Annotated in this window: 18 protein-coding genes; all 18 read left to right on the top strand. The window is 62.0% G+C overall.

Going from position 1 to position 15,862, the window contains the following annotated elements; all coding sequences use genetic code 11:
• Positions 1-5: 5 nt before the first annotated feature.
• A complete protein-coding gene (locus BM235_RS27270; RefSeq protein ID WP_090117419.1) occupies positions 6-1,262 on the top strand; it encodes a Zn-dependent hydrolase in 1,257 nt (418 codons plus the stop codon).
• A 6-nt stretch (positions 1,263-1,268) separates the two neighbouring features.
• On the top strand, positions 1,269-2,519 hold the full coding sequence (locus BM235_RS27265) for a pyridoxal-phosphate-dependent aminotransferase family protein (RefSeq protein ID WP_090117418.1): 1,251 nt from the start codon (positions 1,269-1,271) through the stop codon (positions 2,517-2,519).
• A 284-nt stretch (positions 2,520-2,803) separates the two neighbouring features.
• Positions 2,804-3,835: a zinc-dependent alcohol dehydrogenase gene (locus BM235_RS27260; protein WP_090117417.1), complete on the top strand. Its 1,032-nt coding sequence runs from the start codon at positions 2,804-2,806 to the stop codon at positions 3,833-3,835.
• A 3-nt stretch (positions 3,836-3,838) separates the two neighbouring features.
• Complete coding sequence (locus tag BM235_RS27255) at positions 3,839-4,672, top strand: sugar phosphate isomerase/epimerase family protein (RefSeq protein WP_090117416.1); 834 nt, start codon at positions 3,839-3,841, stop codon at positions 4,670-4,672.
• A gap of 111 nt (positions 4,673-4,783) precedes the next feature.
• Positions 4,784-5,887 (top strand): stalk domain-containing protein, encoded by a 1,104-nt coding sequence (locus BM235_RS27250; protein WP_090117415.1) that lies wholly within the window; start codon positions 4,784-4,786, stop codon positions 5,885-5,887.
• A 158-nt stretch (positions 5,888-6,045) separates the two neighbouring features.
• The gene (ylxM, locus tag BM235_RS27245) at positions 6,046-6,408 is read left to right on the top strand and encodes a YlxM family DNA-binding protein (RefSeq protein ID WP_090117414.1); all 363 of its coding nucleotides are present in this window, start codon (positions 6,046-6,048) and stop codon (positions 6,406-6,408) included.
• A 70-nt stretch (positions 6,409-6,478) separates the two neighbouring features.
• Positions 6,479-7,864 carry a signal recognition particle protein gene (gene ffh / locus BM235_RS27240; RefSeq protein ID WP_090117413.1) on the top strand — a complete coding sequence of 462 codons (1,386 nt, stop codon included), beginning with the start codon at positions 6,479-6,481 and terminating at the stop codon, positions 7,862-7,864.
• A gap of 42 nt (positions 7,865-7,906) precedes the next feature.
• Positions 7,907-8,179 carry a 30S ribosomal protein S16 gene (gene rpsP / locus BM235_RS27235; protein WP_090117412.1) on the top strand — a complete coding sequence of 91 codons (273 nt, stop codon included), beginning with the start codon at positions 7,907-7,909 and terminating at the stop codon, positions 8,177-8,179.
• A gap of 29 nt (positions 8,180-8,208) precedes the next feature.
• Positions 8,209-8,442, top strand: coding sequence for a KH domain-containing protein (locus tag BM235_RS27230; protein ID WP_090117411.1), 234 nt, complete (start codon positions 8,209-8,211; stop codon positions 8,440-8,442).
• A gap of 120 nt (positions 8,443-8,562) precedes the next feature.
• A complete protein-coding gene (gene rimM, locus BM235_RS27225; protein WP_090117410.1) occupies positions 8,563-9,087 on the top strand; it encodes a ribosome maturation factor RimM in 525 nt (174 codons plus the stop codon).
• Positions 9,088-9,089: 2 nt separating this feature from the next.
• Positions 9,090-9,899 carry a tRNA (guanosine(37)-N1)-methyltransferase TrmD gene (trmD, locus tag BM235_RS27220; protein WP_090117409.1) on the top strand — a complete coding sequence of 270 codons (810 nt, stop codon included), beginning with the start codon at positions 9,090-9,092 and terminating at the stop codon, positions 9,897-9,899.
• A 232-nt stretch (positions 9,900-10,131) separates the two neighbouring features.
• Positions 10,132-10,473, top strand: a complete 342-nt coding sequence (gene rplS, locus BM235_RS27215) for a 50S ribosomal protein L19 (protein ID WP_090117408.1) — start codon at positions 10,132-10,134, stop codon at positions 10,471-10,473.
• A 110-nt stretch (positions 10,474-10,583) separates the two neighbouring features.
• Entirely contained in the window at positions 10,584-11,321 is a 738-nt protein-coding gene (gene lepB, locus BM235_RS27210; protein ID WP_090117407.1) for a signal peptidase I, read from the top strand.
• Positions 11,322-11,417: 96 nt separating this feature from the next.
• The gene (gene ylqF / locus BM235_RS27205; RefSeq protein ID WP_090117406.1) at positions 11,418-12,287 is read left to right on the top strand and encodes a ribosome biogenesis GTPase YlqF; all 870 of its coding nucleotides are present in this window, start codon (positions 11,418-11,420) and stop codon (positions 12,285-12,287) included.
• A gap of 132 nt (positions 12,288-12,419) precedes the next feature.
• Positions 12,420-13,067, top strand: coding sequence for a ribonuclease HII (locus BM235_RS27200; protein ID WP_090117405.1), 648 nt, complete (start codon positions 12,420-12,422; stop codon positions 13,065-13,067).
• 83 nt (positions 13,068-13,150) lie between these two features.
• Entirely contained in the window at positions 13,151-14,968 is a 1,818-nt protein-coding gene (locus tag BM235_RS27195; protein WP_090117404.1) for a hypothetical protein, read from the top strand.
• 36 nt (positions 14,969-15,004) lie between these two features.
• Positions 15,005-15,373, top strand: a complete 369-nt coding sequence (locus BM235_RS27190) for an EscU/YscU/HrcU family type III secretion system export apparatus switch protein (protein ID WP_090117403.1) — start codon at positions 15,005-15,007, stop codon at positions 15,371-15,373.
• A 44-nt stretch (positions 15,374-15,417) separates the two neighbouring features.
• Positions 15,418-15,765, top strand: coding sequence for a YraN family protein (locus BM235_RS27185; protein ID WP_090117402.1), 348 nt, complete (start codon positions 15,418-15,420; stop codon positions 15,763-15,765).
• The last annotated feature ends 97 nt before the right edge of the window (positions 15,766-15,862 follow it).

Genomic DNA, 15,862 nt, shown 5'->3' with positions numbered 1-15,862 from the left:
ATCAGATGAGCCTGTCCGAAATTCCGATCGATGACTTAAAAAACGAGATCATGGCGCTGCTGGACGAGATGGCCGCCCATTCCGACGATCCGGAGGATCCGGGCGTCACGAGGCTGCTGTACGGCGTCTCCTGGCTCAGCGCGCAGGCGGCGCTGGCCGTCCGCATGGAGGAAGCGGGATTAGCGGTCCGATACGACAACGTGGGCAATTTATACGGACGCCTCCCGGGGAAACGGGGCGGCGAAGCGGCAGTGCTGACCGGTTCGCATATCGATTCGGTCCGGCACGGAGGCAAGTTCGACGGCGCTTACGGCATCGCCGCCGGCATCGCGGCGCTCGGCTTTTTGCGCCGGACGTACGGCAAGCCCTTGCGGCCGCTCGAGGTCGTCTCCTTTTGCGAGGAAGAGGGGAGCCGGTTTCCGATCGCTTATTGGGGCTCCGGCAATGCGACCGGCATTTACGATTGGCGGCATGCCGGCGGTTACAAAGACGAGGACGGCGTTTCCCTAGAGGAGGCGATGGGAGCCTCCGGCTTCGGTCGCGCGGACGGCCCGGACTGCCGGCTCCCGCCGCTCGCGGCTTTCGTGGAGCTGCACATCGAACAAGGGCTCGTGCTCGAGCATCGCAACCGGCGTATCGGCATCGTCGAGACGATCGTCGGACAGCGCAGGTATTCGCTCTCGATCGAGGGCGCGGCCAACCATGCCGGCACGACGCCGATGACGCTGCGCCAGGACGCGCTCGCCGGCGCGGCGGAGATCGCGCTTAAGCTCGAGTCGCTCGCCTCGTCGTGGGGAGAGCCGCTCGTAGCCACGGTCGGCAAGCTCGAAGCGCGCCCCAATACGCCGAACGTCATCCCCGGTTTCGTCGAGATGACGCTCGATATCCGCCATTCGGACGAATGGAGCCTCTCGGCCTTTTCCGATCTCGTGCTCAGCGAGATTCAGCGGATCGCGGACCGGCGCCGGCTTAGGCTTGCCGTGACGCCTTGGCTGGCGACCAAGCCCGTGCCGATGAGCAAGCGGCTGACCGCCCGCGTCGAGGCGGCTTGCGCCGGGCTGTCGCTGTCGTATCATCGCATGGTCAGCGGCGCCGGTCACGACGCGCAGCTGCTGGCGCCGCTTTGTCCGACAACGATGATATTCGTGCCGAGCCGCGCTGGAATGAGCCATTCGCCCGACGAATACACGTCGCCCGAGCAGCTTGCCGAAGGAGCGGCCGTGCTAGTCTCCGTTTTGTATGATCTGGCCTACAAGGAGTAGATTTTCATGAGAGCTTACGCTGAATTGTCACCCTCGCCCCGCTCGATCATGACGCCGGGCCCGGTCGAGGTCGATCCACGCGTGCTGCGCGCGCTGTCTTATCCGATCCTCGGCCAGTTCGACCCCGAATTCACCGCGCTCATGAACGACACGATGGAGATGCTGCGGCTCGTCTTCCGGACCGACAACCGTTGGGCGTACCCGGTCGACGGCACGTCGCGCTCCGGCATCGAGGCGGTATTGACGAGCTTGATCGAGCCCGGCGACAAGGTGCTGGTGCCGATCTACGGGCGGTTCGGCCATCTGCTGCACGAGATCGCGGAGCGATGCGGCGCCGAGGTCGTGACGCTGGAGCAGGCATGGGGCCGCGCGTTCGAGCCGGCGGTTATCGCGGACGCGATCCGGCGGGAGCGGCCGCAGCTCGTCGCCGTCGTGCACGGCGAGACGTCGACGGGGCGCGTGCAGCCGCTGGACGGCATCGGCGCGGCGTGCCGCGAGACGGACGCGCTGCTCGTCGTCGACGCGGTCGCGACGCTCGGCGGCATGCCCGTCGAGACGGACGCCTGGCTGCTCGACGCCGTCGTCGGCGGGACGCAGAAGTGCCTGTCCGTGCCGTCGGGCATGGCGCCGATCACCTACAACGCGCGCGCCGAAGCGAAGATTCTCGCGCGCAAGCGCGTGGAGCGGGGACTGCGCGCCCCCGGCATGGCGAACCTTGAACCGGCGGAAGGGCGCCGGTTTATCCAGAGCAACTATCTGGATCTGGGCCAGCTGCAAGATTACTGGAGCGCCGCGCGGCTGAATCATCATACGGAGATGACCTGCATGCTTTACGGGCTGCGCGAAGGGCTGCGCATCGTGCTGCAGGAAGGGCTCGAGGCGCGCTGGGCCCGGCATCGTCATCACGAGGCCGCGCTCGTCGCGGGGTTGGAAGCGATGGGGCTTCGTCTTTACGGCGACTCGTCTCGCAAAATGGCGGTCGTTACGTGCGTGGAAATTCCCGAAGGCATCGACGGCGAGTCCGTGCGCGCGATGCTGCTGTCGATGTTCGGCATCGAGATCGCGAGCTCCTTCGGCCCGCTCAAGGGACGGATCTGGCGCATCGGCACGATGGGCTACAGCTGCCGCAGGGACAACGTGCTGCGGCTGCTGGGCGCGTTCGAGGCCGCGCTGGCGCGGCACGGAGCGAAGATCAAGGCAGGCGCGGCCGTTCAGGCTGCGCTGGACGTTTACGAGGCGGGCGAAGTAATAGAATAATTCCGCAATTCAGTCCCTTTCTTCTTGCCGAGAAGGGACTTTTTGCTGCTTAAGAGAGTAGTCGCATAGGTGTCCGCGCAGATCGATAAAGCGATAATTGGCGAGGATTCGCCGGTGTGAGTGTGTACGTACTTAGATCAACGGTTTTCGAATCGTCGTTTGCCGAAGGCGGCGCGGGTTTGAAGTACGTCAACCGTCTGCTATAATAATCAACGTAACCGTAAACGCGCGTTCACACCGATGTGACTTTTACGCACAATGAGATAGGGGAGGTTCAATGCCCGATGAAAACGGTCAAAGCATTCGGTCCGCAAGATCTGCGCGTCGTCGAACGCGCAGATCCCGAGCCCGGACCCGATGAAGTGCTGGTCGAGACCAGAGCCTGCGGCATCTGCGGATCGGATAAATGGTTCTGGCATGTCGAAACGCCGAGCGATTACGTGGCCGGGCACGAGGCCGCCGGCGTGATCGTCAGGACCGGCGCCGGCGTGACCGGCTTCAAGCCGGGCGACCGGGTTGCCGTCAACAACGTGAAGGGCTGCGGCGAATGCGACCAATGCCGCGCGGGACGGTTCGTGAGATGCGGCGGCGCGCCGCTCGTTCATATGGGCTTCGGCTTCGCCGAACGGATGGCGGTGCCTGCGTGCAACTGCCTGCCGCTCGATCCCGCAATTAGCTTCGAGCAGGGCGCCCTGCTGTTCGATAACTGGGGTACGCCGTATTCGGCGCTGAAGCGAACGCATCTCGGCGCAGGCGACAGCGTGCTCGTGACGGGCTGCGGACCGATCGGCCTCGCGACCGTGGCGCTGTGCAAGGCGAAGGGCGCCATCGCGGCGGCCGTCGATCCGATCGCCGCGCGCAGAGAGGCCGCGCTGCGTCTCGGCGCATCGATCGCCGTTTCTCCGGACGAGGCCGCAGCCGGGCGGCTGCGCGCGTTTTCCGGCGATTCCGGCTTCGGATACGGCGTCGACTGCTCGGGCAAGGCGGCTTCCTACGATCTCATCTTCGAGCACATCGCGATCGGCGGCACGATCGTCACGATCGGGGAAGGCGCGAAGTTCGCGTTCGACTCTAGCCGTCTCATCCACAAGCATCTCACGCTCGTCGGATCGCTGTATTCTACGATGGAGGACGGCGCCGAGCTGCAGCGGATGGCGGTCGCGGGCGAGCTGGACCCGCTCGCGTTCGTGACGCACCGCTTCCGTCTCGCGGACCTGCCGTCCGAATTCGGCAAGGTGATGGGCGGCGACGACACGCTGCTTAAGGCAGTCGTATTGAACGAAGCGCCATTCGAAAACGAACCGGGGAGGATGTAAAGCATGCGATTGGGGAGCCAGCTTTTCGGAGATACGAGCACACCTGAATCGTGGGTGAACGAGGTGCTTAAGGGCGGATACCGTTCCGCCGTCTGTCCCGATTTGACCGATACGTCAGAAGAAGTCGTTCGCGCATACGTGCGAGCCGCGGAAGCGAACGATATTACGATCTCCGAGGTGGGCGCGTGGAGCAATCCGATCAGCGCCGACGAGGCGGTACGGCAGGAGGCGCTGGCTCATTGCAAACGGCGGCTGGCGCTCGCGGATACGGTCGGCGCGCGCTGCTGCGTCAATATCGCCGGATCCCGCGGCGAACAATGGGACGGGCCGCATCCGGACAACTTTTCGGACGATACCTTCGCGCTTATCGTAGACACCGTACGCGAGATTATCGACGCGGTGCGGCCGAAGCGCACGTTTTTCGCGCTGGAGACGATGCCGTGGATTTTTCCGGATTCCGCCGATACGTACCTCGCGCTCTTGAAAGCGATCGGCCGTCAGGCGTTCGCCGTCCATTTCGATCCGGTCAACATGATCTCGAGCCCGAGAATCTACTATAACAATGGCGACCTGATCCGCGACTTTTTCGCCAAGCTCGGCCCGTATATCCGCAATTGCCATGCCAAGGACATCAAGCTGGCCGGCAAGCTGACGGTGCATCTGGACGAGGTCGTGCCCGGCCGCGGCGCGTTGGATTATCGGACCTTTCTAAGCGAGCTAAACAAGCTGGACCCGGATACGTCGCTCATCGTCGAGCATCTGCATACGCCCGAAGAAGGCGAGGAAGCGGCGCGTTATATCCGATCCGTGGCCCGGGATCTGGATATATCTTTATAAAAAAAATGGGCGAAACCGCTCAAGGGGTGTAACTTTTGGACGCGAAGGCGCGTCAGTGACCATGCAAAGGCTTGATCACTACACATCGCGCGTTCAGAAGGGAGCATCTTTATGAAAAAACAAAAATGGATCATTCTCGCGACCGCGGCCGGGCTTCTCGCCGCGACGGGCGCCAGCGCGGCGGGTCTCGTCGAGAAAGTGACCGGCCAGCTCCGCGGCGATATTTCAGTCACGGTGAACGGCGAACAGACGCAGCTTCATCCGGTGTATATCGACGGAAAGGCTTATATACCGGTGCGGGATGCGGCGGACGCGCTCGGCTACGGCGTCTCTTGGAATCACAAGCAGCTGGATCTGACGAGCAAGGACGCGCCGACGGAAACGGCCGACTACGTGATGACTTCGGGCGTTGTGGCAAGCGCGACCGCGACAGCGGACGGCGGCGTCAGGCTCGAAGTGCTCGGCACCGGGCTTAATCCCTGGATCATCTTGACGGCAGACGCCAAGACGAAGATCGCGGATGCGGACGGCAAGGCGATCGCGGTCGGCGATTTGAAAGCCGGCATGCACATCGTCGCCGAATACGGTCCGGTCATCGCCATGAGCTATCCCGGCCAATCCCATGCAGCTTCCGTCACCGTAACGGCCGAACGGCTCGTCAAGGAATCGGCCGTCTATTCCATTGAAAAGGCGGACGGAGGCTGGAAGATCCAATTCTCCGAATTGAAGGACGGCGTCGATACGCCCGTGCTCGCGCTTCAGTCCGGCAAGGAAACGCGCCTCGTCGACAAGGAAGGCCGGCCTGCCGATTGGACGCAGATCAAGCCCGGCACGCCGGTGCGGGCTTATTACGGCCCGACGGCCGCCGAAGGCGCGGCCGCGCCGATCGATACGCTCGTCATTTTGGAGGAACAGCCGACCGCCGAGCAGATCGCGGCTTACCGCGAGATCGCCTGGAAGCTCGTGCCGAAGGAGCAGATGCCGCACTTGCTGACCAAAAAGAATGAAGCCCAGGTGGCCGTCATCGATCCGGACAGCGCCGGACTGATGCCTGCTGGCGACGCCGAGAAGAAGCGCGTCGAAGAGATCAAGGCGGCCGGCGGCAAGCTGATCGCCGTTTATTACAGCACGGATCAGGACGCGTTGATCGGACCGCTCACGATCGTATTCGATCCGGAGACGGAGAAGCTGCTCGGCTTTTTCATGAGACGATAATCGTCTGGACCTTCGGAACCCATGACTCCTTATTTGGAGCGTGGGTTCTTTTTCATGTGTTAAGGTATTTGCCTTGACAACGTCCGGGCGAAAGCTTATGATAGTTTTCGGACGCGGCGTGTCAAGTCGTTTCCCTTGACAGCATAGGAGTGATCGTGATGCAAGGAGAGCGCGCACTCGCGAAGACGACCCGGATGAACATGCTGTTCGATTTTTACGGGGCGCTGCTGACCGACAAGCAGCAGACGTTTCTGAAGTTCTATTACCACGACGATTTCTCGCTCGGCGAGATCGCTTCGGACTTCGAGATCAGCCGGCAGGCGGTCTACGAGCATCTGAAGCGGGCGGAGCAGGCGCTTGAGGGCTACGAGGACAAGCTCGGTCTCATGGCGCGGCACGTTCGGCTGCATGGCTGGCTGGACGCGCTCGACCGCCAGATCGGCGGGCTCCCGGAGCCGCACCGCGAGGCGCTGGCCCGGACGGCCGCAGGTCTTCGCGGATCGGAAGACGGCGAGTTTTGAACGCGAACCCGACTAATGATATGATTGAACGAATAGATGCGAGATTTTTGAAGAAGGGAGGGACCGGCTTATGGCATTCGAAGGTTTGACGACAAGGCTTCAGAACGTGTTCGGCAAGCTGCGGGGCAAGGGCAAGCTGTCCGAGGACGACGTCAACGAGGCGATGCGCGAGGTTCGTCTGGCGCTGCTCGAGGCCGACGTCAACTTCAAGGTCGTCAAGGACTTCATCGCCAAGGTGAAGGAGAAGGCCGTCGGACTGGAAGTGACCAAGAGCTTCACGCCCGGCATGGTCGTGGTCGACATCGTCCACAAGGAACTCATCGAGCTGATGGGCGGCACCCAGTCCAAGCTGGCGAAGTCGAACCGGCCGCCGACGGTCGTCCTGATGGCCGGCCTGCAGGGGGCGGGCAAGACGACGCTCGTCGGCAAGCTAGCCAAGCTGCTGCAGTCGCAGAACCACAAGCCGCTGCTCGTCGCGGGCGACATCTACCGTCCCGCCGCGATCAAGCAGCTCGAGGTGCTCGGCGGACAGATCGACGTGCCGGTGTTCTCCCTGGGCGATCAGGTCAGTCCGGTCGAGATCGCCCGCCAGGGCGTGGCGCGCGCCAAGGAAGAGGGCCGCGACTACGTGCTCATCGATACCGCGGGCCGGCTGCAGATCGACGAAGCGCTCATGGAAGAGATTAAGCAGATCCATGCGGCGGTCAATCCGGACGAAGTGCTGCTGGTCGTCGACGCCATGACGGGCCAAGAGGCCGTCAACGTGGCCAAGAGCTTCCACGAGCAGCTCGCGCTGACCGGCGTCGTGCTGACCAAGCTCGACGGCGACACCCGCGGCGGCGCCGCGCTGTCGGTCAAGGCGGTCACGGGCTGCCCGATCAAGTTCGCCTCCACGGGCGAGAAGATCGACCAGCTCGAGGCGTTCCACCCCGACCGGATGGCGTCGCGTATCCTCGGTATGGGCGACATGCTGTCGCTCATCGAGAAGGCGCAGACGAACATCGACGAGGAGAAGGCGAAGGAGCTCGAGCGCAAGATGCGCACGGCCGAGTTCACCTTCGACGACTTCCTCGAGCAGATGGAGCAGGTCCGCAAGATGGGGCCGCTCGACCAGCTGCTCGACATGATGCCTGGCATGAACAAGCTGAAGGCCAATCCGAACTTCAAGATCGACGAAAAGCAGATCTCGCGCACCGAGGCGATCGCCAAGTCGATGACGAAGGCGGAGAAGCAGAAGCCCGACATGATCAACTACAGCAGGCGCAAGCGGATCGCGGCCGGCAGCGGCACGACCGTCGCCGACGTGAACCGGCTGCTCAAGCAGTTCGAGGACATGAAGAAGATGATGAAGCAATTCTCCGGCATGATGGGACCGAAGGGACCCAAGGGCGGGATGAAGGGCCTCAAGAATCTGCTCGGCGGCAAAGGCGGCAAGGGCATGAAGTTTCCTTTCTAATTCGCAAGGATCGAGATCTCGTTAAGGAGGTGAAAGTTTAAAATGGCAACTCGCATTCGTCTTAAGCGTATGGGCGCTCACAAAGCCCCTTTCTACCGCGTGGTCGTAGCTGATTCCCGCTCCCCGCGCGACGGCCGCTTCATCGAGGAGATCGGCATCTACAACCCGGTCGCTCAACCGGCCGAAGTGAAGATCGACGAGGAGAAGGCACTGAAGTGGCTGCAATCCGGCGCGCAAGCGTCCGACACGGTCCGCAATCTCCTGAGCAAGGCTGGCGTTCTGAAGAAGTTCCACGAATCCAAGCTCTCGAAGTAAGACGTCGGATTTCCCGGAGGCTGACGGCCATGGAACAACTCATACGGGTTATTGCACAGGCATTGGTGGATCATCCGGAAGACGTACGAATTCAGGTCAAGGAAGACGCGCGAGGCCTGGTGTACGAGCTTACCGTTCATCCCGGCGATGTCGGCAAGGTCATCGGCAAGCAGGGGCGGATCGCGAAGGCGCTGCGCACGGTCGTCTCGTCCGCCGCGGTCAAGACCCACAAACGCGTCATCGTGGACATCGTATCCGAATAGCAGGCAGCTGAAGTCCGGGCGCGCGAACAGCGTACCGGGCTTTTTCGTCCTTTTGAGCTGAATGATGGCGTATGTGCAGGCAGCGCATCGGGATATTCTATCGTAAAAGGGGGCGTTCCCTTGTCAGAGCAACAACTGCTGAACGTCGGCAAAATCGTCAATACGCACGGCGTGCGGGGCGAGATCAAGGTGTGGCCGCAGACGGACTTTCCCGACGTCAGGTTCCGCGCGGGCAGCAAGCTGCTCCTCGTGAACCCGGAAGCCGGCGGGCAGCCTGCGGAGGTCGAGGTCGTGAGCGCCCGCGAGCAAAAAAACATGTTCGTGGTGCGGCTCAAGGGCTGGGACGACATCAACCAGGTCGAGAAGTACAAGGGCTGGGAGCTGAAAGTCGAAGCCGCAGACCGCGTGGAGCTGGAGGAAGACGAATACTATCTGAGCGATATTATCGGCTGCGCCGTCTTCACGGAGGAAGGCGAGGAGCTGGGGTTCGTCAAGGAGATTCTGTCCCCCGGCGCGAACGATGTCTGGGTCGTCAAGCGTCCGAAGGGCGGGGATCTGCTGCTGCCGTTTATCGATGAGGTCGTCAAAGAAGTCGACGTCGCCGCCCGCAAGGTCAAAGTTCATCTAATGGAAGGATTGCTCTGACGATGCGCGTAGACGTATTGACGCTTTTCCCGGAGATGTTCGAAGGCGTGTTCGGCAGCAGCATCTTGGGCAAAGCGCGCGATCGCGGGCTCGTCTCTCTGAATACGGTGAACTTTCGCGACTACGCCAACAACAAGCATAATACCGTCGACGACACGCCTTACGGGGGCGGGGGCGGCATGGTGCTGAAGCCGGATCCGATTTTCGCGGCCGTCGAGGCCGTGACTGGACGGACGGTTTGGACGGACGGGAGCGAAGGCGAGGCCGGCGTGCTTGCTGCGGAGGCCGAGGGCTCGCGTTCGCCGCGCGTCATTCTCATGTGCCCGCAGGGGGAAACCTTCACGCAAGCGAAGGCGCAGGAGCTGTCCCGCGAGGCGCATCTCATTTTTATATGCGGGCATTATGAGGGCTACGACGAGCGAATTCGCAGTCATCTGGTGACGGACGAGCTGTCGATCGGGGACTACGTGCTCACGGGCGGAGAATTGCCCGCCATGACCGTCGTGGACGCCGTCGTCAGGCTGCTGCCCGGCGTGTTGGGCAACGAGAGCTCCGCCGTCACCGACTCGTTCAGCGACGGCCTGCTCGAATACCCCCATTATACGCGTCCCGTTAATTTCCGCGGTCTCCAGGTGCCGGACGTGCTGCTGTCGGGCCATCATGCGGAGATCGACAAATGGCGCAGGCAGCAGTCGCTGCTGCGGACGCATGCTCGCCGGCCGGAACTGCTTGACCTTGCGGAGCTGACCGACAAGGAGAAAAAATGGCTCGAGAGCGCTGTTAACGCGCGGGACGAGAGCGACGCTCGCTGAAGGCTTTCGTTGCTCTGCGATGCGGAGCCTGCCGTCTGCTGGCATAATTCGGACTTGAAAGCGGCGGGCGTTTGTGGTAGAATTTCAAATGTTGTGTATGTCGAAGCCTATGTTCGGCCTCGTGCCGCAAGGTTAGGCATGATTAATCGGGCGGTCCTCTGCGCGCTAAGATCCGGATACGAACATTCGGGGAGCGGCACGAACGTCTATGGCGGAAGGAGGGGACACCCCCATGAGTCTGATTCAAACGATCACCCAAGAGCAACTGCGCAAGGACATTCCGGCATTCCGTCCTGGCGACACGCTGAAGGTTCACGTTAAAGTCGTCGAGGGTTCCCGCGAGCGGGTACAACTTTTCGAAGGCGTCGTGATCAAGCGTCGCGGCGGCGGGATCAGCGAGACCTTTACGGTTCGCAAGATTTCCTACGGCGTCGGCGTCGAGCGTACTTTCCCGGTTCACTCGCCCCGCATCGAGAAGATCGAAGTGGCGCGCCGCGGTAAGGTTCGCCGTGCGAAGCTTTACTACCTGCGCAACCTGCGCGGCAAGGCAGCTCGCATCAAGGAAATTCGATAATGAAAAAGCAAGGGGGCTTGGCACTCGTTCAAGCCCTCTTTTGCGTTCTTCGCGCAAGCGAATACATACCCCGCGGGTATACTTAGCTGAGGCAGAAAAGAGGCGAGCTTATGGATCAATCTGACAAACGGAATGAATGGGAGCAATCGGAGACCGAGCTCGGCGATTCGTCCGTACCCGGCTCGCCTTCCGGGCAGTCCGTTCCGGAAGCTTCCCCAGGGGAGCCCGGCGCGAACGGGGCGCCTCCGCCCGCGCCCGGCGCCGGTAAGTCCAAAGCCGGCAAAGAAGCCGTCGAATGGGTCAAGGCGCTGGCGATCGCCGGCGTGCTCGTCGTTTTGATTCGATGGCTGCTGTTCAATCCGTTCATCGTCGACGGCGAGTCGATGCAGCCGAACTTCTGGAACGGCGAACGCATCATCGTGAACAAGGCCTTGTACGACATTCGCAAGCCGAGGGCCGGCGAAGTCATCGTCTTTCACGTGCCGGACGAGCACAGGGACTATATCAAGCGGGTCATCGCCGTCGGCGGCGATACCGTCAAGGTTCAAGGCGACGACGTGTACGTCAACGGCACGAAGATCAAGGAACCGTATTTGCAGGCTACGTACGAAGAGATGCATGCGTCCGGTCAGCTGTACAACGATGAAAAATGGAGCAGCGACTTCCCGAACGAGACGTTCCCGGACGGCAAGGTGCCGGACGGCATGCTGTACGTCATGGGCGACAACCGTCCGAACAGCAAAGACAGCCGCATGATCGGCTACGTGCCGATCGATCGCGTCGTCGGTCGGGCCGAGCTCGTGTTCTGGCCGCTCGACAAGCTCAAATATATCGGCAAAGGGTATTGAGCCGGACTTGACGCGATGCGTCTTGGATGACGGCGACGGCTGCCGGATAGACAAACGGGCGCTGCCTGAGACGCATACTTAAGGAGGCCGTTTCATTTGACCATCCAATGGTTCCCCGGTCATATGACCCGGGCCAAAAGGCAAATCGAAGAAAAGCTTAAACTGATCGACGTCGTATTCGAACTGCTGGACGCGCGCATCCCCGAAGCGAGCCGCAATCCGATGATCGACGAGATCGTGGGCGGCAAGCCGAGGCTCATTCTGCTGAACAAGGCGGACCTGGCCGACCCGGTCGCGAACGCGGCATGGCTTGCTCACTACCAGGCGCTCGGCCATAGCGCGCTCCTAATTGACTCAAGCACCGGCACGGGCGTCAAGGAAATCGCGGTTCGCGTCCAGGCGCTGCTTAAGGAAAAGACGGATCGGCAGATCGCCAAAGGCCTTAAGCCCAGGCCTGCCCGCGCTTTGATCGTCGGCATTCCGAACGTAGGGAAGTCAACGTTGATCAACAAGCTGGCAGGACGAAGCGCGGCGATGACCGGCGACAAGCCCGGCGTCACGAAGGGCCAGCAGTGGATTCGAACGGGCGGCGGACTGGAGCTGTTGGACACGCCGGGTATCTTGTGGCCGAAGTTCGAGGACGCCGACGTCGGCTTCAGGTTGGCCGCTACGGGCGCGATCAAAGAAGAAGTGATTCACGTGGACGAGGTCGGCTGCACGCTGATCCGTTATTTGACTGACGAATACCGGGACACGCTAGTCGAACGTTACGGCTTGGCTACCCTCCCGGCAGAGCTCCCGGATACGGCGTCGGCAGCGGAAGTGCTGGCGGATATCGGCCGGCGCAGGGGATGCCTCGGCAGCGGGGGGCACGTGGATTACGACAAGGCCGCCGGCGTCCTCTTGCGGGACTTGCGGTCAGGCAAGCTGGGTCGGATTTCGCTAGAATTGCCTGTAATTAATTGAAGGCTCGTCGACTTCGGTCGGCGGGTCTTTTTTTATAGAAGCGATTGAATGGCGAAAAACAGTTGCCGGATCGACGCAGTTGACGGACAATAGAAGACAGAACAAATACGAACGCAGGCATCGAAGGCGGAGATGGAATTGAAAACCGAGATACCGATTGAAATCGACAGATTAGCATATGAGCGAACGTTATGGACCGAAGGCGCCACGGCCATCGCCGGCGTGGACGAGGTCGGCAGAGGCTGCTTGTTCGGCGACGTGGTCGCCGCGGCCGTCATTATGCCGCCGGGCCTCATGCTCGAGGGGATCGACGATTCCAAGCGGCTGAGCGAGAAAAAGCGGGACGAGCTGTACGACATCATTCTCGCGAACGCGGTCGCCTGGTCGGTCGGACGCGTCGACGCAGAGACGATCGACAAGATCAATATCCGGCAGGCTTCGCGCCTGGCGATGAAGCTCGCGGTCGAGGGGCTCGCGGCGAAGTCGGATCACCTTTTGATCGACGCTGAGACCGTGGATTTGCCTCTCCCGCAAACGAAAATCATCAAGGGAGACATGCTAAGCCAATCGATCGGCGCTGCTTCGATCGTCGCCAAGGTGACGCGGGATCGGCTTTGCGAACAAATATGGGATTTGAATTACGCCGGATACGGCATCAAGGACCACAAGGGATACGCGACCAAGGTTCATCGCGAAGCGCTGCTCGCGCTCGGGCCGACGCCGCTGCATCGCAGGTCGTTTTTGACGAAATACGATGCGGAACAGCAAACGCTCTTTTAACGGATTGACGAGCCGCAACCGATAAACGAATACATAACCTTCAGTCCGCCCGAGGGCAGACTCGAGGAAGGAGCTGCGCCAAATTGGACATGAACATCGGTTCTTTGATGCGGGCGTTCATGAAGGAAAGCCAGCCGACCGACGTCAAAGCGCTGGAACTGCGGATCGGACAGATCGTGCGAGGCGTGCTGATCGAGATGCTGGACGGGCAGGACGCGCTCATGAACATCAACGGCGTGCCTGTCAGAGCCAAGCTCGAGGCGGATTTGTCCGTCGGCCAGAGCACGCTGCTGCAGGTGCGTCCGGACTCGTCCTCGGGGTTGATCTCCTTGCGGCCGCTGGCGGATGCCGCGCAGGCGGATGCGGCCGACGAGACGCTGATCCGCGAAGGCGTCAAAGCCTTCGGACTGCCCGAGCAGCCGTGGAGCCGCGAGCTGCTCCGCGGGCTCGCGCGCGACGGATATCCCGTCACGCGCGATACGGCCGACTGGTTCGCGCAGGCGTCAACGGCCAAGCCGCCTGGTGCCGATGCGCAGGAGTGGATGAATGCGGCTGGGGTCGCCTTCAGGCGAGGACTCCAGCCGACCGAGACGACGATCGGCTCGCTTAAGCAGGCGCTGTACGGACCGCCGTTGCATGAACAGCTGTCGACGCTGGCGGAGCTTGCGGGGCAGGCGGCTGCCGACCCGTCGGTCAAGCTTGAAACGTCCGAAGCCGCTCGGCGAATCTTGTCGCTGCTGAGAGAGGTGTCCGCGCTGGTCGACGGGCAGGCAGCGACCGACGAGGGCTTGGCTTCTCGCGCCGGCGAGAAAGCGGGAGGCGGCAATCGCGCGGCGGTTCAGGAGCCGGCACTTAGCATCGAGCGGCAGCCTAACGGCCGCGGCGGGCTCGCAGAGCCCGCAAGGGCGGGACAGCAAGCCGAAGCTCGCCAAGAGGCCGTAGGCCGCTGGAGCGTCATGCCACAGCCCGCCTCGACGGCGGCAGATCCCGAGGGCGCGGCGCAAGGAGCGGTGTCGCCGGGCCGGCGGACGCCGGATACGGCTGCGTCAGGATTGCGAGGCGCGGGGACCTCGCCGGATGAGGCCGACGATGTTGTCGGATCCGGGAAAGGTCGAACCGATGCGGGAGCTTCGTCGGCTCCCCTGCGTACGGATGGCAGCGGCGCTACGGGCGAAAAGTCCGCCGTTACGAGCGCGGACAAGGAGCCGTCTTGGATCGGCAAGCTGCTGAACGCGCTTGGCGCGAACCATGAGCATGCGGCGCTCAAAAGCGGAGCTTGGAGCGAGCTGCAGGCCGGCCTGTCGAGCGGGTCGGACCAAACGTCGAACGAAGCGGCGCGGCAGGCCGATTCGTTAAAGAGCGTGCTGCTCGGACTGACCGCAAGCGACGATGTTCCGCAGGCGCTGCGCGAAGCGGCGCAAAATCTCGTCCAGCAAATTACGGGACAGCAGCTCCTTCTCTCGGCGGAGCGGCAGAATACGGCGATGATGAGTCATATGACCTTGTTCGTTCCGATGAAGGGGCAGGACGGAGAAACGACGGCCAAAGTCCATATTGAAGCGCGGCGAGGGCGGCGCGGCGAGTTGGATCCGGACAATTGCAGGCTTCTGTTCGATCTCGATATGCGGCATATGGGACGTACCGTCGTCGACGTGCAGGTCGTCGATCGATCGGTCTCGCTACGATTGTTGAACGACGACCCCGAAGTAGCGGAGTTGATCGAGGATGCGAAGGCTGAAGCTGCCGATGGACTTAGATCGGCGGGATACCGGCTCATGTCGTTGACTGCAGCCCCCTATCCGGAGCGGCCGGCAGCCGAGGCGAGCGCGCCCGAAGCAGGCCAAGCGCCCGGGGGCGCATATGCCGCCAAGCTTTACAAAGGCATCGATTATCGGGCTTAACCGGCCCGCACACGGATATAGCAAGGTGGGAAACGTATGGAGCAGCCGAAGGGAAACGGACGGAAGGCGGGAGGGGCCGATCGTCCTGACGGAACCAGGGATGCAGTCGAAGGCGAACGCTACGTTCCCCGCAAGGCAGTCGCGCTGAAGTACAATCCGGAGCTTCGGTCCGCGCCGGTGGTCGTCGCCAAAGGCAAAGGCGCCGTCGCCGAAGAGATATTGAAGCGCGCCGCGGAGAACGGCGTCCCCGTCCAAGAGGATGCTTCGCTCGTCGAAGTGCTGTCGAAGCTGGACTTGGAGCAGGAAATCCCGCAGGAGCTGTACCAGCTGGTCGCAGAAGTGCTGAGCTTCGTCTACCGGTCCGATAAGCGGGCGTCACTGAGGAACGGAGGGCAACCGAATTGACGCGTAATCCGAGGTCGAGCATTCGGAGGCCGGACCTACGTAAAATGTGCGGGGACAGCGCCGAAGCGGAAGCCGCCGTCTTTTTGGAACGTCTCGGGTACCGCATACGCGAACGGAACTGGCGCTGCCGCACTGGGGAGCTGGACATCGTCGCGACGGACGGCGACGTTACCGTCATCGTAGAAGTCCGATCGCGAAAGGAAAACGGCCGGTTCGGAACGGCCGTCGAAGCCGTCACGCCCCGCAAGTGCATGCAGGTGCGCGCGACGGCTCAGGTCTATTTGCGGTTCGCGGGGCTGGAAGGGACGCGGACAAGGTTCGACGTCGTGGCGGTGACGAACGACGAAGCGGGGAGAGTCAAGGAAGTGCGTCATTTGATCGGGGCATTTTGACCGCTGCAGCTTGATCGGCAAGGATGGATATAGGCCGGGAATCTACCGCGGGCTACTCCGTTGGCGATGGTTGACAAACGGCCGTTACGTCATTAAA

It is taken from the genome of Cohnella sp. OV330, from assembly GCF_900112065.1.
Classification (GTDB): Bacteria; Bacillota; Bacilli; order Paenibacillales; family Paenibacillaceae; genus Cohnella.
This window is presented reverse-complemented; position numbering and strand designations above follow the sequence as displayed.